The organism is Burkholderia sp. MSMB1826 (assembly GCF_001526325.1).
In the GTDB taxonomy this organism is placed as follows: Bacteria; Pseudomonadota; Gammaproteobacteria; order Burkholderiales; family Burkholderiaceae; genus Burkholderia.
This window is the reverse complement of record NZ_LOYN01000043.1, coordinates 79491-99573: the sequence shown is the minus strand read 5'-3', so window position 1 is coordinate 99573 and position 20083 is coordinate 79491. Positions and strand designations below refer to the sequence as shown.

The 20083-nt window shown below is 66.5% G+C and carries 13 protein-coding genes, 3 tRNA genes and 1 pseudogene; 12 read left to right on the top strand and 5 right to left on the bottom strand.

The window, feature by feature from the left end:
• Window positions 1–9 precede the first annotated feature (9 nt).
• A tRNA-Leu gene (locus WS95_RS24165) sits at window positions 10–96 on the top strand.
• A gap of 228 nt (window positions 97–324) precedes the next feature.
• Here WS95_RS24165 and WS95_RS24160 read toward each other — a convergent pair.
• Complete coding sequence (locus WS95_RS24160) at window positions 325–897, bottom strand: ferritin-like domain-containing protein (protein ID WP_034207163.1); 573 nt, start codon at window positions 895–897, stop codon at window positions 325–327.
• Window positions 898–1078: 181 nt separating this feature from the next.
• Here WS95_RS24160 and WS95_RS24155 point away from each other — a divergent pair, with 181 nt between their 5' ends.
• A complete protein-coding gene (locus WS95_RS24155) occupies window positions 1079–3442 on the top strand; it encodes an AsmA family protein (RefSeq protein ID WP_059826567.1) in 2364 nt (787 codons plus the stop codon).
• Window positions 3443–3826: 384 nt separating this feature from the next.
• Here WS95_RS24155 and WS95_RS24150 read toward each other — a convergent pair whose 3' ends face one another.
• Window positions 3827–5605 carry a SulP family inorganic anion transporter gene (locus WS95_RS24150; protein WP_373557167.1) on the bottom strand — a complete coding sequence of 593 codons (1779 nt, stop codon included), beginning with the start codon at window positions 5603–5605 and terminating at the stop codon, window positions 3827–3829.
• 522 nt (window positions 5606–6127) lie between these two features.
• Here WS95_RS24150 and WS95_RS24145 point away from each other — a divergent pair.
• Window positions 6128–7660 (top strand): CYTH and CHAD domain-containing protein, encoded by a 1533-nt coding sequence (locus WS95_RS24145; protein WP_059826563.1) that lies wholly within the window; start codon window positions 6128–6130, stop codon window positions 7658–7660.
• Window positions 7661–7827: 167 nt separating this feature from the next.
• Here WS95_RS24145 and WS95_RS24140 read toward each other — a convergent pair whose 3' ends face one another.
• A complete protein-coding gene (locus tag WS95_RS24140; protein ID WP_059826561.1) occupies window positions 7828–8349 on the bottom strand; it encodes a DUF6496 domain-containing protein in 522 nt (173 codons plus the stop codon).
• 289 nt (window positions 8350–8638) lie between these two features.
• Between WS95_RS24140 and WS95_RS24135 the strand changes: the two genes are divergently transcribed.
• The 9 genes and pseudogenes from WS95_RS24135 (at window position 8639) to WS95_RS24090 (ending at window position 17627) form a co-directional block, all read left to right on the top strand.
• Entirely contained in the window at window positions 8639–9628 is a 990-nt protein-coding gene (locus tag WS95_RS24135; protein WP_059826558.1) for an aliphatic sulfonate ABC transporter substrate-binding protein, read from the top strand.
• A gap of 112 nt (window positions 9629–9740) precedes the next feature.
• Window positions 9741–9827, top strand: a tRNA-Leu gene (locus WS95_RS24130).
• 100 nt (window positions 9828–9927) lie between these two features.
• Window positions 9928–11149 (top strand): annotated as a pseudogene (locus WS95_RS24120) (IS3 family transposase).
• A gap of 180 nt (window positions 11150–11329) precedes the next feature.
• Window positions 11330–11416: transfer RNA gene (locus tag WS95_RS24115), tRNA-Leu, on the top strand.
• Between the two features lie 241 nt (window positions 11417–11657).
• Window positions 11658–12905, top strand: coding sequence for an ROK family protein (locus WS95_RS24110; protein ID WP_059826768.1), 1248 nt, complete (start codon window positions 11658–11660; stop codon window positions 12903–12905).
• Entirely contained in the window at window positions 12892–14445 is a 1554-nt protein-coding gene (locus WS95_RS24105; RefSeq protein ID WP_059826552.1) for a sugar ABC transporter ATP-binding protein, read from the top strand. The genes WS95_RS24110 and WS95_RS24105 overlap by 14 nt, the downstream gene beginning before the upstream one ends.
• Window positions 14446–14485: 40 nt before the next feature.
• Window positions 14486–15523: an ABC transporter permease subunit gene (locus WS95_RS24100; RefSeq protein WP_034207155.1), complete on the top strand. Its 1038-nt coding sequence runs from the start codon at window positions 14486–14488 to the stop codon at window positions 15521–15523.
• 87 nt (window positions 15524–15610) lie between these two features.
• Entirely contained in the window at window positions 15611–16555 is a 945-nt protein-coding gene (locus tag WS95_RS24095) for an ABC transporter substrate-binding protein (protein ID WP_034207154.1), read from the top strand.
• A 133-nt stretch (window positions 16556–16688) separates the two neighbouring features.
• Window positions 16689–17627 carry a carbohydrate kinase family protein gene (locus WS95_RS24090; RefSeq protein WP_059826767.1) on the top strand — a complete coding sequence of 313 codons (939 nt, stop codon included), beginning with the start codon at window positions 16689–16691 and terminating at the stop codon, window positions 17625–17627.
• Window positions 17628–17649: 22 nt separating this feature from the next.
• On the opposite strand, the gene WS95_RS24085 is transcribed toward WS95_RS24090, so the two are convergent.
• Together WS95_RS24085 and WS95_RS24080 are read right to left on the bottom strand one after the other, a co-directional pair.
• The gene (locus WS95_RS24085; protein ID WP_059826551.1) at window positions 17650–19380 is read right to left on the bottom strand and encodes a SulP family inorganic anion transporter; all 1731 of its coding nucleotides are present in this window, start codon (window positions 19378–19380) and stop codon (window positions 17650–17652) included.
• Between the two features lie 17 nt (window positions 19381–19397).
• Window positions 19398–20024 carry a ParB-like protein gene (locus WS95_RS24080; RefSeq protein ID WP_059826549.1) on the bottom strand — a complete coding sequence of 209 codons (627 nt, stop codon included), beginning with the start codon at window positions 20022–20024 and terminating at the stop codon, window positions 19398–19400.
• Window positions 20025–20083 lie beyond the last annotated feature (59 nt).

Sequence of the window (20083 nt, the reverse complement as noted above, 5' to 3'; positions counted from 1 at the left end):
GCAAAACGTGCCCAGGTGGCGGAATTGGTAGACGCACTAGGTTCAGGTCCTAGCGGTGGCAACATCGTGGAGGTTCGAGTCCTCTCCTGGGCACCATCTGTTTTTTAAAAAGGTCGGCTCTCAGCCGGCCTTTTTTCGTTTCGAGCTCAAGAAACACCGCACGCGCACACCTTGTGCGAAGACTCGCGGGCCCCGCGCCTCCCGGCGCGCCCGGGTGCAGAAAACATTCTCGCGGGAAGGACGGCCCGATCGGGCGCCCTTCCCGCGCCTATCGCCCAGCCCGCAGGCGTTGCCTGGGTTCCCCGGCGCGACGTCTTCAACGGACTATCCGCGCCCCTGGAGCAGATCGGCCATATCGTCGGCATGCTCTTCCTCGACCGCGAGAATCTCCTCGAACAGCCGGCGCGTCGTGACATCCTTCTCGCCGAGGTAGCGGATGATCTCCCGATACGTATCGATGGCAATCCGCTCGGCGACCAGATTCTCGCCGATCATGCTGGTCAGGTCCGTGCCTTCCCGGTACTCCGAGTGCGCACGCGTTTTCAGGCCGTCCGGCGCGAAATCGGGTTCGCCGCCGAGCTGCACGATGCGCTCGGCGATCCGGTCGGCGTGCTCCTGCTCTTCGGTCGCATGCTGCGCGAATTCCTGCGCCACGGCTTCCGAATTGATGCCCCTGGCCATGAAGTAATGCCGCTTGTAACGCAGCGTGCAGACGATCTCGGTCGCCAGCGCGTCATTGAGCAGCTTCAGCACCTTGGTGCGGTCCGCGCCGTACGTTTGCGTGACCGGGCCGTCCGACATGTGCTTGCGCGCGTCCTCGCGAATTTTCTTGAGATCCAGTACGAACGGGTCGCTGGATTCAGGTACGGCGTCATGGGTTGCAGGTGATTTCGTCATCGATCTGCTCCTTTATCCGGTAAGAAAATCTGCTGCCCGATGTGGACAGCAAAATCGATACCTGCTCGGTACTGCTCGATCGTCCCGCAACGCATGGGCCCGCTCGCGGTACGGCGATTGCTGCCTTCCTGCCGAAGGCCGGCCCGTGAGGGGCCGGACCACCAACCTCAAGACCTTCGCCATGGCTCCACTGAACGCGTCCGGAATGACGATCGCCAGAATGGCAGGCAAAGTCGTTGCGTGGCTCGTCGCAGTACTGATCATTCTGATCGCGGCGATCGCGATGTTCATTTTCACGTTCGACTGGAACTTGGCGCGGCCCATGGTCGACGACAAGGTGAGCGCCGCGATCGGTCGTACGTTCACGATCAACGGCGACCTGACCGTGAGCTGGCATCGCGCCAGCGGCGAAACCGGCTGGCGCGCGTGGGTTCTTTGGCCCACCTTTGCGGCGCGAAACATCACGATCGCGAACCCGGACTGGACGAAACAGCGGTACTTCGCCACGCTCGACGAAATCGACTTCCAGGTGAAGCTGCTTCCGCTGCTCACGCACGACATCGTCATTCCGACCATCAACCTGGTGCGTCCTTCCATCGACCTCGAACGCGTCGCCGATGGACGAAACAACTGGACCTTCAAGCTCAAGTCCTCCGCGCACCCGCTCGAGTGGAAGCTCGACCTGCACGACATTCGGCTCGACCAGGGCAACATCGCGCTGTCCGACCAGCCACAAGACGTGGCGATGCAGGCGACGGTCAATACGCTCGGTCATGCGATCCCGATCGGCGAAGTCCTGAAGCAACAGGAAAACAAGTCGCGCAGCGCGTCGGCCGACGTGGTCGGCAAGCGAGGCGCGCGAAAACTGAGCACGCAGGCGCAAGCGGCGGCATCTGCGGCGTCGGCGGCGTCGGCATCCGGCGTATCGGCAGCGCCGACCATGCCCGGAAGCCCCGCTTCGGCCGGCCAACAGCCTGCAAGCGGAACGCCTGCCGCCGTCACGCAACCGACGAGCGAGCCGCAATACGGCATCGGCTGGACAGCGACGGGCAGCTACAAGCATTCGGCGCTGTCGGGCAGCGGCAAGCTCGGCGGCGTGCTCGCGCTGCAGGACGCGTCGCGGCCCGTCCCGGTACAGGCGGACGTCAAGGCGGGCGACCTGCATGTTTCATTGGTCGGGACCGTCACCGACCCCGCCCATCTGGCTGCCGTCGATTTGCGCCTGTGGCTGCAAGGCTCGAGCCTCGATCGCCTGTATCCATTGACGGGCATCACGCTCCCCCAGACCCCGCCCTATGCCACGGAGGGTCATCTGACGGGCAACATCAAAGCCGGCGGCAGCGTGTTCCGTTATGAAAAATTTTCAAGCCGTGTGGGCGGCAGCGATCTCGACGGCACGCTGATCTATACGCAGCGCGCACCGCGACCGCTGCTCACGGGCGAGGTGGTCTCGAATCTGCTGCAGTTCAAGGATCTGGCACCGGTGGTCGGCGCGGACAGCAACGCGAGCAAGGCCAGGCGCGGCGACACCGCGCGTCAGCCGGCGAACAAGGCCCTGCCTGTCGAGGGCTTCAGGACCGAGCGCTGGAAGGCGATCGATGCCGACGTGAAATTCACGGGCCGCCGCATCGTCAAGGATCCGGCGCTGCCCATTACGGATCTGTACACGCACATCGTGATGATCGATGGCGTGCTGTCGCTGGAGCCGCTCAAGTTCGGCGTCGCGGGTGGCGCGATCGCATCGGATCTTCATCTCGACGGCCGCGAGCGGCCGCTCAAGGCGCGCGCGTCGACGCGCGTGCGCCATCTCAAGCTGAAGCAGTTGCTGCCCACCGTGAAGACGATGCAAAGCGCGCTCGGCGAAGTCAATGGCGACGCGCAGTTGTCCGCGACCGGCAACACGCCGGCGGCGCTCGCGGCCAGCGCCAACGGCGAGGTGAAGCTGCTCGTCACCGACGGCGTGCTGAGCCGACTGCTCATGGAAGCCGCCGGCCTGAACGTCGCGAATGTCGTCTACGAAAAGCTGTATGGCGATCGCACCGTGCACATCAACTGCGCGGCCGCCGATTTCGTCGTCACCGATGGCGTGCTCGATTCGCATGCGTTCGCACTCGACACGGACGACGCCGTCATCAACATCGACGGCAAGGTGAACATGAAAAACGAAACGATGGATCTCGGCGTACACCCGCACACGAAGGGCTTCCGCATTTTCACACTGCGCTCGCCGCTCTACGTCAAGGGCACATTCAAGAATCCGCACGTCGGCGTGAACCCGACCGCGCTCGCGCTACGCGGCGGCGCGATGGTCGGCCTCGGCATCGTCAATCCGTTCGCCGCGCTGATTCCGTTGATCGCGCCGAGCAACAACAAACCGCTGCCGTGCCAGCAACTGATCGCGGCGATGCAGTCGCAGCAACCGACCGCCCCGCCGCCGGGCCAACGCAAGAAGGCCAAAGGACTGCGCCTGCCGCCGGGCACGCCGGTCGGGGACGCGACTCGTTCCTCCGTCCTCGGCATGCCGTTACCCAAGACAACGCGCTGATTCCCGCTGTTGCACCGGTCGTCCTTCCGCCCGAACCCGGAACGAATGAAGACCGGCCGCCGGGCACGGCCGACCATTGCGCGTCGGGGAAATTCAATGCCGGCCATTGCCGGTTGCCGCAACGGGGCGACTGGAGTGGCGATCGCCCGGCCTGACGGCCAGACTCCGCAGCGAGTCATGAACCGGCCGACCATGCGCAGTCGGTACCGTGCATGTCGGGCCGCGGCGACCCGGACGATCTCGTCGCCACCATCGCGGTGATGCCTGCCCGCCCAGCGCGGGCTGCGTGCGAACAGTACTGGCTACGCGCACTTCGCAAGGAACGGCTTTCGCGACGCGCGTCTCGCTACCCGCACCCCGTCGTCGCCGCCCGGACGCGGCGCATCATCCTTCGCCTTCCCAATCGTGCCACTCGACCGAATGGGATTTCAGATACGCCGACACGGTTTCGCCGACCGTCGGCATGAAGTGATCCTCGCCGATCCGCTCGTACAATCCGTATCGCTTCAGGCTGTCCTTGACCGGCCCCTTGAGTTCCGCGAAGCATAGCTGCATGTCCGCATCGTCGAGTTCGTCGTCGAGCCTCGCCAGCATGTCGGCGGCGGTGACGTCGATATCCGTCACGGGCTCGGCCGCGATGGCGACCCAACGGGTACGGGTAGGCGCATCGCGCGCCGCGCTCATCACCCGCTCGTGAAAGATTTCCGCATTGGCGAAGAACAGCGGCGCATCCCAGCGCAGCAGAACCAGCCCGGGGATGCGCCGCGCGTCCGGATGACGCGCGATATCGTGATAGCCCTTCACGCCGTCGCGCCGGCCGAGCACGGCCGAATAAGGACGCCACGCCCTCCAGAGAAAGGCCAGCACGGCAAGCCCGAGTGCGATACCCACGCCAGCCACCACGCCCGACAGCACGACCCCGGCAAAGCATGCGAGCGACTGCACGAATTCCGGACGGCGCAGCCGGTAAAGCCGCCGCAGGCCGGCGATTTCGATCAACGAAAACGAGGCGGCCACGACCACGGCCCCCAGGGTGGCTTGCGGCGTGTCGCGGAGCGCCTGCGGGGCAAAAACCAGCAACGCCGCCACGATGAGCGCGGCAATCAGGCCGCAGGCCTGACTCTTCGCACCGGCCCCCTCGGCGACCGGCGTGCGCGATCCGCTGGCCGCGACCGAAAAGCCCTGGAACAGTCCCGCCGCGATATTCGCGATCCCGAGCGCGACGAATTCGCGATTGCGGTCGACACCGTCCCCGCTGCGCAGCCCGTATATCTGCGACAGCATGCTGATGTCCGTAAACGACACCAGCGCGATGGCAGCGGCACTGGCCGACAGTGCGAGCCATTCGCTCGACGCAAGCGCCGGAAAATCCGGCAACGGCAGCCCCCGAGGCAATGTGCCCACTACGCTGACACCGGCCCGGGCCGCCAGATCGAAACAGGCGGTCCCGACTGTGGCGACGGCCACGGCGACCAGCACCCCCGGCACTTTCGGCGCCCAGCGTCTGAACGCGAGAATGACGGCGAGCGACAGCACACCGATCGACAAGGCCGCGAGGTTCGTTTTGCCGGCAGCCATGGCGCTCGCTACCGCGCGCAGTTGCTGCAGAATCGACGCTTCATGCACGGTCAGGCCGAGCAGCTTCGGTAACTGGCTGACGATGATCGTGACGATGATGCCGTTCAGATAGCCGTAGCGGATCGGCGTAGACAGCAGATCGGTGATGAAGCCCAGCCGGAACAGGCCAACCGCCAGACACAGGCCGCCGGACAGCAACGCAAGCGCGCCCGCGAGCGCCGCCGCATGCGCGAGGTTGCCGTGCGCGAGCGGCACGATGCTCGCCGCGATCAGCGCAATGAGCGCGGAATCGGGCCCGAGCACGAGGATGCGGCTCGGTCCGAACACCGCGTATGTGACCAGCGCGGCAATCGACGCATAGAGCCCCGACGCGGCGGACAGGCCGGACGCGATCGCATAGGCCATGCCGGCGGGCACCAGCACGGCGCTCAGCGTCACCCCCGCGGTGGCGTCGCCCGCCAGCCAGGCCATCCGGTACGTGCCGAGCCATGCGATACCGGGCACGCGGCACGCGATTTCCTTCAATCGTCGTACGAGGCTATCGCCGGCCACACGTGTCGCCTCCGCGCGTCGTGGCCGGCTCATGAACTGCCGGATCTCGTGATTCCATGCCGAGCCCTCTCCCAATCGTCCAACGGCGCGGGCGGCGCCTTGCCGCTGTCGTGACAGCCCGGTGGAGGCTGTCTCCAGGCTGCCGCGAACGCCGGCGTTTGCGCAACGCGTTCGGATCGATCGCACTGCGCCAGTCCCGACGCGTCAGGTCGCGTAGTGGAAACGTCACGCATCGGTCCGGGTGCCCGTGTGCAGCAAGCCGCGTACCCGCCAGCAGCGCGTAACCGGTCGAACCGCTTCGATTCGAATGGCCCCTTCCCGATTACGACCAGTCGATTTGTACGTTTTACCTGGCTCGCGCACCTGTACGTGTCCGGACCTCGGCGCATGACGGGGAAGATGCAGGCGGGTATGTCGGCATGTCGGGCGCCATCGGCGGGACGGTCAAGGCCGCCGCCGAAGGGTGCAAAAAATGCTCGCCTGCGTCAGACGGCGAAGCGTCGCCACCGAACGGCGTGCGAGCTGACCGGCCGATGACGAGAGCAAGGGAGTGCAATGGAAAGGGAACTGAAGCTGCTGGTAGACCGCGAGCATGTGGGTCGAATCCGCGAGTCGTCGCTGTTCGCGAAAAGCAGGAATGCCGGGTGGTCGGACACAACGCTGGTCAGCACCTACTACGACACATCGGAACTCGCATTTCGCCGCTGCAATGCGTCGCTGCGCGTGCGCGATCACGGTGACGGGACGGTCCAGACCATCAAGCTCGATGACTCGGCGCAGGCAGGTGTGTACGAGCGCGACGAATTCGAAATACCGGTCGACGGTCACGCACCGAATCTGAGCTTGTTCACCGATTCGATCCCCGCCGACAGCGATCTGGGAAAGCTGATTCGCGACAAACGCACTGCCTCGACTCTCGAAGCGCGCTTCGTCACCAGGATTCGCCGCACGGTGCTGCCATTACGCCTGCCATCGGACGAAGAAGTCGAGTTTGCGATCGACGAGGGCACCATCGAAACCGACACGGCTTCGACTCCCATCGTCGCGGTCGAGATGGAATTGAAGCGAGGCCGGCCCGACCGTCTCTATCAGATCGCGCTCGATCTGCTCGCGACGGTCCCGTTGCGCTTCGACCACCTGAGCAAGGCCGATCGCGGCTACGAAATGCTTGTGCAACGACACCAGACACCCGTGAAAGCGAAGTCGGTGACGCTCCATAAACGGGACAGCATCGAAGACGCCTTCCGCCAGATCGCGCACAATTGCCTCGAGCATATTCACGCGAACGAACGCGGTGTCGTGTCCGGTCACGACCCGTCGAGCGTGCATCAGATGCGGGTCGGCCTGCGGCGTCTGCGCTCGGCGCTCGATCTGTTCGACAAGGTTATTCCCCCTTATCCGGGGCTTCAGGACGAACTGCGCTGGATCGCATCGGAGCTCGGAGAGGCGCGCGACTGGGAGGTACTCGTTCGCTCGACACTCGGCCAGGCACTCGAGCAAACGCAGAAGAAGCCGGAACGTCGGGCAGTGGAACGCGCGTGCCAGCGGGTGGCGACGGAAAAGCGCGCCAAGGCGGCCGCTGCCGCGGAGTCCGTCCGCTACACGCGACTGATTCTGCAACTGACGCTATGGCTAAACGGTGCACGCTGGCGTGACGGCATGTCGCCCGAGGTGTCCGAAGCCGTGCAAAAGCCGGCGAAGCGGCTTGCATCCGACATAGTGCGTCGCAGGCACAAGAAGTTGCTCAAGCGCGGCCGCGGGCTGGCCGGGCTCGACGATCGCCGCCGACATCGGGCGCGTATCGCCGCGAAGAAACTTCGGTATGCGACGGAATTCTTTGCCTCGTTGTTTTCGAAGTCGGCCGTGAAGCATTACGTGGCGACGTTGAGTACGCTGCAGGACGATCTGGGCTGGCGCAACGACGCGGTGGTCGCGGACCGTCTGCTGGATTCGCTTCCCCGCGCCCACGCCGATACCGCATCGGGCGCCGCTTTCGTGCGAGGGTTCTGGGCTTCGCGCGTGGCCGCCGATTACGCTCACATGAAAAAATTGTGGAAGCGCTTCAGGCGGCTGTCTCCGCCTCGATAGAGATCGCATGCCGGCCACGCCGTATCGAGCCCGGCATAGCCGCAACCGCTGCGGCAGCGGGTGCTCGCGCAGCGCGCCCGTTCCGCGCGAGCACGCCGGGTTCTGCCGATGCTGCCGACGTTTCGCCGGCGCCGCAATCAAGCGCGCGTGGCCGATCGGCCAACGCGTCAGTGATGATGCGAACGGGCCGCCCGCGTCTGTGCCGCCTTCTTTGCCGCTGCCGAGCGGCCCGCCGCGCCCTTGGTCTGCGCCGCCTTCCTGGCCGCCGCGGAACGGCTCGCGGCCGGACGGCGCGCGGCAGCGCGCTTCGCCTGCCCCGACATCGCGGTCGACGACGCCCCCTTCTTACTCTCGCGCTTCAACACGGCGGTCGTGGTACGCGAGCGTTTCGCTTTCGATTCGGTGCTCGGGCTCGTCCTTTTCCTGCCTTGTCCCGCAGCGGTGTCCTGTGCCGCCTTCTTGCGGGTCGCTTCGCTCGTCTTGCCCTTCGCGGGCGGCTCGAGATCGACACCTGCACGCCGCGCCTGCGACAGACCGATGGCGATTGCCTGCTTGGCGGAGCGTACGCCGTGCTTGCCGCTGCGTACGCGGTCGATCTCTTCCTTGACGAACTCGCCTGCTTGCGTGCTCGGCGACTTGCCGCTGCGCTTGTCGGCGCGCGCTCGCTGGATCGCTCTCTGTTCGGGCATGATCACTCTCCTCGATAAAGGCATACGCGCTTTTTCGAGCAACGGTCGTACCCGGCGCACCTTGAAGCGCGCGCGTGTGCGGCGACTGCTCGGCGCAATCCGGGTCACCCCGCGCGCAGCCGAAAACCGGCACGCTCCGACACCCGGCGAACGCATCCGAATCAGCGAGCGCTCCGCTTATGCCGGCTGGTTGGATCGATAGCAGAATTTATCGGTTATCGGCCGCCCTCGGCGTTGGTACGTTAGCCGGCTCGCCTCATCGCAACCCACCTACCGAGGAACCCGCTGGATGACGTCGATGAACCGCCGCGCGTTTGCGCGCACGATACTGGCCGCGGGCCTCGCCGCCACGGGTATCCGCACGCGTGCGGAAAATGCGCCTGCCGCGCTGCGCATCGGCTACCAGAAATCGTCGACGCTGATCACGCTGCTCAAGGCGCACGGCACACTCGAGCACGCGCTTGCGCCGCTCGGCCTGCGCGTGTCGTGGCATGAATTCGCCAGCGGATTGCCGCTGACCGAGGCGCTCAACGTCGGCGCCGTCGATTTCAGCGCCGACGTCGCCGATACGGTCCCGGTCTTCGCGCAGGCGGCCCACGCGCGTTTCGTGTATGTCGCGCAGGAAGCGCCGTCGCCGAAGGCACAGGCGATCATCGTGAAAAAGGACAGCGCATTGCGCACCCTCGCCGACCTGAAGGGCAAGCGCATCGCGGTCACCAAGGCCGCCGGCAGCCACTACCTGTTGCTCGTTGCGCTCGCACGCGCACGCCTCGCTGCCGCCGATACGGCGATCCACTACCTGACGCCCGCGGACGGCCGCGCGGCGTTCGAGCGCGACAGCGTGGACGCCTGGATCACGTGGGATCCCTATATCGCGTCGGTCGACCAGCGTCCCGATGTGCGGATTCTCGCCGACGGCAGCGGGCTCGCATCCTATCAGCGCTACTACCTCGCATCGAGCGGCTTCGCCGCCGCGCATCCCGATGCCGTCCGGATTCTGTTCGATCGCTTGTCGCAGACCGGCACGTGGCTGCACGATCACCAACAGGAAGCCGCGAATACGCTCGCGCCCATCTGGGGGCTCGACGCCGCGACGATCGCACGCGCGAATTCGCGACGCAGCTATCTCGTGCGGCCGGTGCTCGCCCAAAACTTCGGCGAGCAGCAGCAGATCGCCGACACGTTCCTCGCGGCCGGGGTATTGCCGACCCGAGTCGACACGCAAGAAGCGCAGCGCTGGAATTTCACGGCGAATCGCGCGGAGCCGGTCGGTGTGTGAGAAGCCGCCCCGCCAGGGCGGCAAATTTTTTTATGTGGCCGGCTGAAATTGTATTGACAGACTTTCCCGGCACGCTACAATAGCGGTCTTCGCATCGCAGCAAGCGAAACGTGCCCAGGTGGCGGAATTGGTAGACGCACTAGGTTCAGGTCCTAGCGGTGGCAACATCGTGGAGGTTCGAGTCCTCTCCTGGGCACCATCTGTTTTTGAAAAGGTCGGCTTTTAGCCGGCCTTTTTTCATTTCGATGACCCGTCCTGAAATAGGTTGACACTTTTTCGCCGAGACGAAGAGGTGGCAAGTGGAACAAGGGATCAAGCGGACGCAGCGGGACTACAGCTTGGCTTTTAAGCTGTCGGTGGTGGCCCAAGTCGAAAAAGGCGAGCTGACGTATAAAGAAGCGCAGCAGCGCTACGGCATCCAGGGACGCTCGACCGTGCTGGTATGGTTACGTAAGCACGGCTTGCAGGATTGGGCCGATCCATCCGGCCGTGCGCGATCGGGTCCTACTATGTCAAAGCAAGACGCCAAGCCGCTCACGCCGGAGCAGCGCATCAAGGAATTGGAAACGCAGTTGCGAGAGGCGCAGGAGAAAGCCGCGTTGTTCGAGGCCGTGCTCGACGTGATGCGCAAGGACTACGGGATCATCGTAAAAAAGCCTTCGGGCAGGTCGTCGCGCAAAGGCGGATCGAAAAGCTGAGCGTCGAGCGAGCCTGCCGCTACATGGGCATCAGCCGGCAAGCGTATTACAAGCGATGTCGCAGCGAGGAACGCCGCGGCACGCAAGCCGAAGCCGTAACGACGCTGGTACGGGATATACGGCTGCGCCAACCGAGACTCGGGGCACGAAACTGCACCATCTGCTCGGGCCCGTCTTGGGCGAGCGCGGCATCAAGCTCGGGCGAGATCGACTGTTCGATGTGCTGCGCGCCGCGCGCCTGTTGGTCGTGCCACACCGGGCGTACCACAAGACGACGCAGAGCCATCATCGCTTCCGGCGTCATCCGAATCTGCTCAAACCCGGGCCGGATCAGGTCGTGCCGACTGGGCCCGAACAAGTGTGGGTGGCCGACATCACGTATCTGCCCACGGCTGGCCCGTTCGTGTACCTGAGCCTGATTACCGATGCGTTCTCGCGCAAGATCGTCGGTCATCACGTTCACGACAGCCTGCAGACCGAACAGGTCAGTCAGGCGCTGAAGAAGGCGTTGCGCACGCGCCAGACCAACCAGCCCTTGATCCATCATTCCGATCGCGGGATCCAGTACTGCTCGACCTACTATCAGGACATCCATCGGCGTCACGGCTTGCGCTGTTCGATGACGGATGGCTACGACTGCTATCAGAATGCGCTGGCCGAGCGGGTCAACGGCATCCTCAAGGGTGAGTTCTTGCTGCAGCGTCCTGTTGACCTCGAGCAGGCCACCAAGATGGTCGAACAGTCCGTGCGCACCTACAACCACGAGCGGCCACATGCTGCCCTGAAATACAAAACGCCCGATGCGGTGCATCGGGCGTTCTAGTGTACGGATACTGTCAACCTATTCCAGGACTTGACACGAGCCCCCGAATCGATGCGCATGTTCGGCACGGGCTTCGCCTCCATCAAACTGCCCATTATTTTGGTTCGCGTCCCAAATTTATGTTGACAGTCCGTAAAGACACGCTACAATAGCGGTCTTCGCATCGCAGCAAGCGAACGTGCCCAGGTGGCGGAATTGGTAGACGCACTAGGTTCAGGTCCTAGCGGTGGCAACACCGTGGAGGTTCGAGTCCTCTCCTGGGCACCATCTGTTTTTTGAAAAGGCCGGCTTTTAGCCGGCCTTTTTTCATTTCCGACCCCGGAACCGTTGCAGTCCCTCCGCTATCCCTCCCCGATTTCGGGTGTCCGCACCCGCCCTCCTTCCCTCGCCCGTCACGAAACAGAAACCGGGATTTCCCTAGGCTGACAGGTCCTCGCCCACGCGGTTAAATAAATCAACGTGATTTATTTAATGCGCCGCCGAGCGGTGCGACATGGAAGGAGACGCCATGAGAAGCCCGCACTTCGGCCAGGGAAGCAATTCGGCCAACGTGCGCCGTTACAACGAGCGCCTGTTGCTGAAGACGCTGCGCCGCGCGGGCAGCGCATCGAAGGCCGATCTCGCCCGTCTCGCGAGCATGACGGGGACGGCGGTCGGCAGCATCATCGCGTCGCTCGCCGACGCAAAGCTGATCGAGTTCGCCGGCCGCACCGAAGGCCAGCGCGGCCAGCCGGCTTCGCTGATCCGGCTCGATCCGCGCGGCGCGTTCGGCATCGGCGTCCATCTCGACCGGATGCGCATCGAGACGGCGCTCGTCAATTTCGCGGGCGACGTGCTCGGCCGCCGCTCGCACGACACGCTGCTTCCCCCGCCCGCCGACGTGCTCGAGATCGTGCGTCGCGACATCGACGCGATGCAGGCCCTGCTCCCCGACCATGAACGCGCCCGTCTCACCGGTATCGGCGTCGCGCAGCCGTACAACCTCGGTGCGTGGATGCGCGAGCTCGGCCTCGCGCCCGACACGTTCCGCGCGTGGGAAGACGTCGATTTCGCGGCCGACCTCGGTCGCACGCTGTCGCTGCCCGTCTTCGGCGAAAACGACGGCAACGCAGCCGCGATCGCCGAACTGTTCTACGGATACGGCCGGCAGTGCGACGACTTCGTCTACCTGTTCATCGGGCCGGCGATCGGCGGCGGGATCGCGATCGACGGCGACTGCCTGCGCGGCGTGACGGGCAATGCGGGGGACATCGCGGTGATTCCGGTGCCGCCGAGCCGGCTGGCGTCCGCGCCGCCGCCGCGCGGCCAATGGGACATCCTGCTCGCGCGCGCATCGCTGCATGCGCTCGTGCGCCACCTGCGTCATCGCGGCGAAACGGTCGAGAACCGCGCCGATCTCGAAGCCTGCATCGCCCGCGGCCTGCCGGCCGTCGACGAATGGATCGACGATTGCGTCGACGCGCTCGCGCCGGCGTTGCGCGCGGTGTTGTGCGTGATCGACGCGCCGGTGGTCGTGATCGACGCCGACACCGACGCGGGCCTGCTCGACGCGGTCACGACCCGCCTGCGCGCGGCGCTCGTGGCCACCGCGCCGGAGGCCCGCGGTACGCCCGTGCTCGTGCGCGGCACGTTCGGCGCCGATGCCGGCGCGATCGGCGCCGCCACGCTGCCGATGTTTTTCAACTTCTCCCCGCGGGCCGGCATCCTCAAGGGCGCCCGCACCGACTCGCAGGAGGTCAACCATGTCGCGATCTGAGTCGCCCCGTCCGTTGCTCGAGATGCGCGGAATCAGCAAGACGTTCCCGGCCGTGCGCGCGCTCGACAACGTCAGCCTGACCGTCTATCCGGGCGAGATCCATTCGCTGATGGGCGAGAACGGCGCGGGCAAATCGACGCTGATGAAGATCCTGTCGGGCGCCTATCGCGCCGACGCCGGCGGCGAGATCCTGATCGACGGCCAACGCATCGACATCGACGGCCCGCTCGCCGCGCGCGATGCCGGCGTCGCGGTGATCTACCAGGAGCTGTGCCTGTCGCCGAACCTGACCGTCGCGGAAAACATCTACGTCGGCCGCGAACTGCGCCGCGGCAACCGGCGCTGGGGCACCATCGACCGCGCGGCGATGGCGCGCGGCTGCCAGGACGTGCTCGCACGCCTGGGCGCCCCGTTCGGACCGGACACGCTCGTCGACACGCTGTCGATCGCCGAACAGCAGCTCGTCGAAATCGCGCGCGCCGTGCACACCCGCGCCCGCATCCTCGTGATGGACGAGCCGACCACGCCGTTGTCGTCGCGCGAAACCGAACACCTGTTCCGTCTGATCCGCCAGCTGCGCGAGGAAGGCCTCGCGATCATCTACATCAGCCACCGGATGGCGGAGATCTACGAACTGTCCGACCGCGTGTCGGTGCTGCGCGACGGCGCGTACGTCGGCACGCTGGAGCGCGCGGCGCTGTCGGCCGAGCGGCTCGTCGCGATGATGGTCGGCCGCGACATCTCCGGCTTCTACAAGAAGGAGCACGCGCCCTACGACCCTGGCCACCTGCTGCTGTCGGTCCGCGACATCGCCGACGGCGCGCGCGTGCGCGGCTGCAGCCTCGACCTGCATGCGGGCGAGGTGCTCGGCATCGCGGGCCTCGTCGGCGCGGGCCGCACCGAGCTCGCGCGGCTGATCTTCGGCGCCGAGCCGCGCGTGCGCGGCGACGTGAAGCTCGGCGAGCGCACGTTCGGCGCGCACTCGCCGCGCGACGCGATCGACGCGGGCCTCGTCTACCTGACCGAGGACCGCAAGCGCCAGGGCCTGTTCCTCGACATGAGCGTGCGCGACAACATCAACATCTCGGTGTGCAGCCGCGATGCCCGGCTCGGCGCGCTCGATCTCGCCCGCGGCGCCGAACGCGCACGCGACGCGATCGCATCGCTGTCGATCCGCGTACCGCACGCGAACGTCAACGTCGGCGCGCTGTCGGGCGGCAACCAGCAGAAAGTGCTGCTGTCGCGCCTGCTCGAAACGAAGCCGCGCGTGCTGATCCTCGACGAGCCGACGCGCGGCGTCGACATCGGCGCGAAATCCGAGATCTACCGGATCATCAACGAACTGGCCCGTGCCGGCGTAGGCGTGATCGTGATTTCGAGCGAACTGCCGGAAATCATCGGCGTCGCCGACCGCGTGCTCGTGATGCGCGAAGGCGAGATCGCGGGCGAACTCGGCGGCCACACGCATACGCCGATCACGCAGGAAGCGATCATCGCGCTCGCCACCGGCTCGCAGGCCGAGCTGGCCGACGCGCATTGACCACGGCCCCTTCATTTCCCTCTTCTTTCAAGGTACCGAAATGATCAACCCGACCAAGCAGCGGAACCTCGCTTCCGCGACCGCCCATCCGGTCGCCAACCGCACGCCCCTGATGCGCGGCGCCGATCATCGCGCCCGCATGCAATCGCTGATCCGCACGGCCGGCATGCTGCCGGTGCTGCTGGTCCTGTGCGTCGGCTTCGGCTTCCTGACCGACGGCTTCTTCACGCTGCAGAACCTGTCGATCGTCACGCAGCAGGCGTCGATCAACATCGTGCTCGCCGCCGGCATGACCTTCGTGATCCTGACGGGCGGCATCGACCTGTCGGTCGGCTCGGTGCTCGCCGCCGCGGCCGTCGCGGCGCTGCTCGCGTCGACCATTCCCGGCTGGGGCTGGCTCGGCGTGCCGTTCGCGCTCGCCGTCGGTCTCGTGTTCGGCGCGATCAACGGCGGGCTGATCTCGTTCCTGCGCCTGCCGCCGTTCATCGTCACGCTCGGCGCGATGACGGCCGTGCGCGGCGTCGCGCGCCTGATCGGCAACGACACGACGGTGTTCAATCCGCAACTGCCGTTCGCGTTCATCGGCAACGGTTCGATCCTCGGCGTGCCGTGGCTCGTCGTGATCGCATGCGCGGTGATCGCGATCTCGTGGTTCATCCTGCGCCGCACGGTGCTCGGGATGCGGATCTATTCGGTCGGCGGCAACCCGGAAGCCGCGCGCCTGTCCGGCATCAACGTGCGGGCGATCCAGATGTTCGTGTATGCGGCGTCGGGCCTGCTCGCGGGCCTCGGCGCGGTGATGTCGGCCGCGCGCCTGTATGCGGCCAACGGCTTGCAGCTCGGCCAGTCGTACGAGCTCGACGCGATCGCCGCGGTGATCCTCGGCGGCACGAGCTTCGTCGGCGGCGTCGGTTCGATCGTCGGCACGCTGATCGGCGCGCTGATCATCGCGGTGCTGACCAACGGCCTCGTGCTGCTCGGCGTGTCCGACATCTGGCAGTACATCATCAAGGGGCTCGTGATCATCGGCGCGGTCGCGCTCGACCGCTATCGCCAGCGCGACTCGGCCCGGACCTGACATCCCTTTCCTCGTCGCTCAATCATCGAGGCGCAGGCCGGTCCTCCTGCGCCCGTTCGCCAACAGACCTCACGGAGACACAACGACATGTTCAAGCACACCGCCGCCCTGACCGCCGTCGCCTGCGCACTCGCCTTCGGCGCCGGCGCCGCCCATGCAGCCGACAAGCCGCTGAAATCGATCGGCGTCACGGTCGGGTCGCTCGGCAACCCGTACTTCGTCACGATCGTGAAAGGCGCCGAAGCGCGCGCGAAGCAGCTCAACCCGAATGCGAAGATCACGGCCGTATCGGCCGACTACGATCTGAACAAGCAGTTCACGCAGATCGACAACTTCATCTCCGCGCACGTCGACATGATCCTGCTCAACGCGACCGATCCGAAGGCGATCGAGCCGGCGGTGAAGAAGGCGCAGGCAGCCGGCATCACGGTCGTCGCGGTGGACGTCGCGGCGGCCGGCGCGAACGCGACCGTGCAGACCAACAACGTGAAGGCCGGCGAACTCGCGTGCGACTACCTCGCGAAGAAGCTGAACGGCAAGGGCAACGTGATCATCGAGAACGGCCCGCAGGTGTCGGCCGTGATCGACCGCGTGAACGGCTGCAAGGCCGTGCTCGCGAAGAATCCCGGCATCAAGCTGCTGTCGAGCGACCAGGACGGCAAGGGCTCGCGCGAAGGCGGGATGAACGCGATGCAGGGCTACCTGACGCGCTTTCCGAAGCTCGACGGCGTGTTCACGATCAACGACCCGCAGGCGATCGGCAGCGATCTCGCGGCGAAACAGCTGAACCGCCCGAACATCGTGATCACGTCGGTCGACGGCGCGCCCGACATCGAGGCGGCGCTGAAGTCGAACACGCTCGTGCAGGCGTCGTCGAGCCAGGATCCGTGGGCGATGGCGCAGCAGGCCGTCAACGTCGGCTACGGGATCATGAACGGCCAGAAGCCGGCCAACCCGATGATCCTGATCGAGCCGACGCTCGTCACGCGCGACAACGTGAAGACCTACAAGGGCTGGAGTTCCCCGCGCTGATCGCGGCGACCGCCCGCGAGGCCGGGCGGTGCCGGGCCGCGTCGCCGCGCGCGACGGCCGGCACGGCCCGCCCGTTCGGATTCAGATCAACTACCGTACGGCCGCACGCGACGCCGCGGCACGAGGTTTCAACATGACGATGATGTTTCCCCGCCTGATCGTTTTCGGCGAAGCGCTGACCGATTTCATCCGCGACGACGCACGGCACTGGCACAGCATCGCCGGCGGCTCGTGCTGGAACGTCGCGCGCGTCGCGTCGCGACTCGGCGCGCCGACGGCCTTCGCCGGCTCGGTGAGCCGCGACATCTTCGGCGACGAACTGATGCGCAAGAGCGCCGACGCCGGGCTCGACATGCGTTTCATCCGGCAGGTCGACCGCGCACCGCTGCTCGCGATGGTCGTATCGAAGCAGCCGCCCCACTATTTCTTCATCGGCGAAAACAGCGCCGATCTCGCGTTCGATCCGGACGACTTGCCCGCCGGCGCCTTCGACGCGGCCGACATCGTGCACGTCGGCTCGCTCGGCGTCGTGCGCGAGCCGCTCGCGTCGCGCCTGATCGCGCTCGCGCAGGCCGCGCGCGGGGCCGGCAAGCGAATCTCGTTCGACCCGAACTTCCGCGCGCCGATGGCCGCGCCGTCGTATCGCGACACGCTACGCCGGCTGACCGCGCTCGCCGACTGGATCAAGGTATCCGACGAGGATCTGCGCGGGCTGTTTCCGGAACTCGACGAAGCGGCCGCGCTCGCGCAACTGCGCGCGTGGGCGCCCGACGCGACGATGCTCGTCACGCGCGGCGCAGCCGGCATGCAACTGCTGCATCGCGATACCGTGCTGTTCCAGCCCGCGTTCCCGACCGAAGTTGCCGACACGGTCGGCTGCGGCGACGCGAGCATCGGCGGCTGGCTCGCGAGCCAGCTCGCGCGGCCCGACGCGTCGGCCGCCGAGCATCTGCGCTACGCGGCCGCGTGCGCGGCCGTCGCCTGTGCGCATGCGGGCGCCTATGCGCCGACGGCCGCGGAAGTGGCCGACATGATCGAGCGCACCGCCGCCGGCGTCGCGCTGTCGCGATAGGCGGCGCCGACGCGCCGCGCCGTCACGCGGCGCGCGTGCCGTCGTTGCCGTCCGGCGGACTGCCGGCCTGCAACAGTTGCAGGCTCTCGTCGACGCTCAGTTCCGACATCGCAACGTCGTGCAGCGTGTCGTCCGCCGCGCGGCGCAGCGCATGCAGCGCGTGCACCTTGAGCCGCACGAGCGCGAGCCGCAGCCCGCGCGCCGCGCATTCGGCCGCGAACGTGCGCAACGATTCGATCGTCGTGCCGTCGACATCCGGCGTTTCCTCGAGACTCAACATCACGGTCCGTGTGTCCGGTGCGGCCTTCATCAGCGCACGCACGCGATTGAGCATCCGGTCCGCATTCGCGAAGAACAACTGCGCCTCGGGCCGCACGATCAGCACGCCCGGCACCGGCTTCGCGTCGGCATGGCTCGCGACGTCGACGAAATCGTGGCTGTCGCGCAGCCGGCCGAGCACGCTGACGTTCGGTTCGGACAACTTGCGCAGCGTCAGCAGCAGGCTCACGCCGATGGCCGCGAGCAGCCCGTGCAGCACGCCGAGCACGAGCACCGCGAGCAGCGACGCGATCACGACGAGCCGGTCGCGATGCCAGGCCCAGTATGGCCGGAACACGGACGGATGCAGCGAGTGGCTGACCGCGAAGATCACGATCGCCGCGAGCACGGGCTCGGGCGTACGCGCGAGCTGCGGCAGCAGCAGCCAGACGATCAGCGCGACCACGGCAGCCGCGCACAGACCGGCCACGCGCGACTGCGCACCGGCCGCCTCGTTCGCCGAGGTCGCCGAATAGCCTGCGCCGACCGGCATCCCGTGTAGCAGGCCCGACACGAGGTTCGCACAGCCGAGCGCGACGAGGTCGCGGTTCGGCGACACGGTATCGCCGTGCTTCAGCGCGAAATTGCGGATCGATCCGTACGACTCCGCATACAGGATCAGCATCAGCGCGAATGCGAGCTCGACCGTCTGCATCCATGCGTTGCGGTCGAGATACGGCAAGCCGAATTCGAGGTGCCGGAAATCGATGTGGCCGACGACCGCGATGCCGTACCGCTGCCAGTCGATTGCATAACCCGCCGCGATCGACAGCACGATCACGACGAGCGTCGCGGGCACGCGCGAGCCGCGGCCGAGGACGAACAGCAGCGCGAGCGCCGTCGCGCCGAGCACCGCGCTCGCGAGATTCGCGTGCGGCGCGCCGGCGAGCAGGTCGAGCGCGACGTGCGGCGCATCGCCGTGCTGCACGGCAATCGCGAGAATCTTCGGGAGCTGCTTGATGACGATCGTCAGCGCGAGCCCGAACGTGAAGCCGCGCAACACGGGCCGCGCGACGAAATCCGACATGCCGCCGAGTCGCGCGGCCCCGGCCAGGATGAACAGCACGCCCGTCATCGCGACGAGTGCGGCCGCGAGCGCAAGCTGGGCGTCCAGCGCCATTCCCGATTCGGCGAGGACGGTCGCGGCGAGCACCGCGGCCGACGACGACGTCGACGACACGATCGCGAAGCGGCTGCTGCCCGTCAGCGCATAAACGACGAGCCCCGACAGCAGCGCGATCAGGCCGGCCTGCGGCGGCAGGTTGGCGAGCCCCGCATACGCGACCGCCTCGGGAATCAGCAGGCCGGCAATCGACAGGCCGGCCAGCGCATCGAGGCCGACACGCCGCATGCGCGGTGCGGGCGGCGCGTCGAGCGCCGCGAAATGGTCCGGACGCTGCGGGCCGGCGTCGGGGCGGATCGGGGCGGTCGTCATGAGGCGGTCGGCGCCGGTCAGGGTTTGACGGCAATCACGCCCGACCAGCCGGGCAAATAGCGCGCGTCCTGGTCGTGCGCGCGCTGCAGCGCGATATCGAGCGCCTTCGCGAAGTTCTTGCGGATCTGGTCGAGCGATACGTGCTGGCGCAGATAGTCGGCCCACAGGAATTCGCTGAACGGCGTCGCGTCCTTCGCATAACCGCCCGCCGTGCGCAACTCGCCGGCGAGGCTGCGGTACGGATCGTCCTCGAGCCCCGTGAGCGCCTTCGGCAAATGCGCATAATCGCGCCGCGAGCCGTCCGGGCCGAACGGATGCACCCACTGGTTGTGCTCCATCATCCGCCAGAAGATCGTGACGTCGAGCCACGACAGGTCCTTCAGCAGCATCGCGTTCACGCGCGCCTCGCCCTCCTCGATCAGCGCGAGGCCGAGATGGTGGTGATCGGTGATGTAGTGCAGCCCGTCCGGGCCGAGGACGGCCGGGAACCAGTGCGATTCGATCGCGGCCTTGCGCGCGCGCTTGTTCAGCGCCTTCCAGTGTTTGCGCTTCGCCTTGACTTCGCGATAGCCGACCGTCATCTGGGTCGGACGCAGCGCGTCGAGCCTGACGGGAATGAGATGAACGTCGTTGCCGAGTGCCATGGTCGTACCCCATGTTGCGAATTTCCGGCAACGATACTCCTGATCGCGCAAGCCGTTAA

Bases quoted from the DNA above. Each gene is read 5' to 3' on its own strand.
- WS95_RS24160 (WP_034207163.1), bottom strand. From the start codon at position 897: ATGACGAAATCACCTGCAACCCATGACGCCGTACCTGAATCCAGCGAC.
- WS95_RS24155 (WP_059826567.1), top strand. From the start codon at position 1,079: ATGGCTCCACTGAACGCGTCCGGAATGACGATCGCCAGAATGGCAGGC.
- WS95_RS24150 (WP_373557167.1), bottom strand. From the start codon at position 5,605: ATGAGCCGGCCACGACGCGCGGAGGCGACACGTGTGGCCGGCGATAGC.
- WS95_RS24145 (WP_059826563.1), top strand. From the start codon at position 6,128: ATGGAAAGGGAACTGAAGCTGCTGGTAGACCGCGAGCATGTGGGTCGA.
- WS95_RS24140 (WP_059826561.1), bottom strand. From the start codon at position 8,349: ATGCCCGAACAGAGAGCGATCCAGCGAGCGCGCGCCGACAAGCGCAGC.
- WS95_RS24135 (WP_059826558.1), top strand. From the start codon at position 8,639: ATGACGTCGATGAACCGCCGCGCGTTTGCGCGCACGATACTGGCCGCG.
- WS95_RS24110 (WP_059826768.1), top strand. From the start codon at position 11,658: ATGAGAAGCCCGCACTTCGGCCAGGGAAGCAATTCGGCCAACGTGCGC.
- WS95_RS24105 (WP_059826552.1), top strand. From the start codon at position 12,892: ATGTCGCGATCTGAGTCGCCCCGTCCGTTGCTCGAGATGCGCGGAATC.
- WS95_RS24100 (WP_034207155.1), top strand. From the start codon at position 14,486: ATGATCAACCCGACCAAGCAGCGGAACCTCGCTTCCGCGACCGCCCAT.
- WS95_RS24095 (WP_034207154.1), top strand. From the start codon at position 15,611: ATGTTCAAGCACACCGCCGCCCTGACCGCCGTCGCCTGCGCACTCGCC.
- WS95_RS24090 (WP_059826767.1), top strand. From the start codon at position 16,689: ATGACGATGATGTTTCCCCGCCTGATCGTTTTCGGCGAAGCGCTGACC.
- WS95_RS24085 (WP_059826551.1), bottom strand. From the start codon at position 19,380: ATGACGACCGCCCCGATCCGCCCCGACGCCGGCCCGCAGCGTCCGGAC.
- WS95_RS24080 (WP_059826549.1), bottom strand. From the start codon at position 20,024: ATGGCACTCGGCAACGACGTTCATCTCATTCCCGTCAGGCTCGACGCG.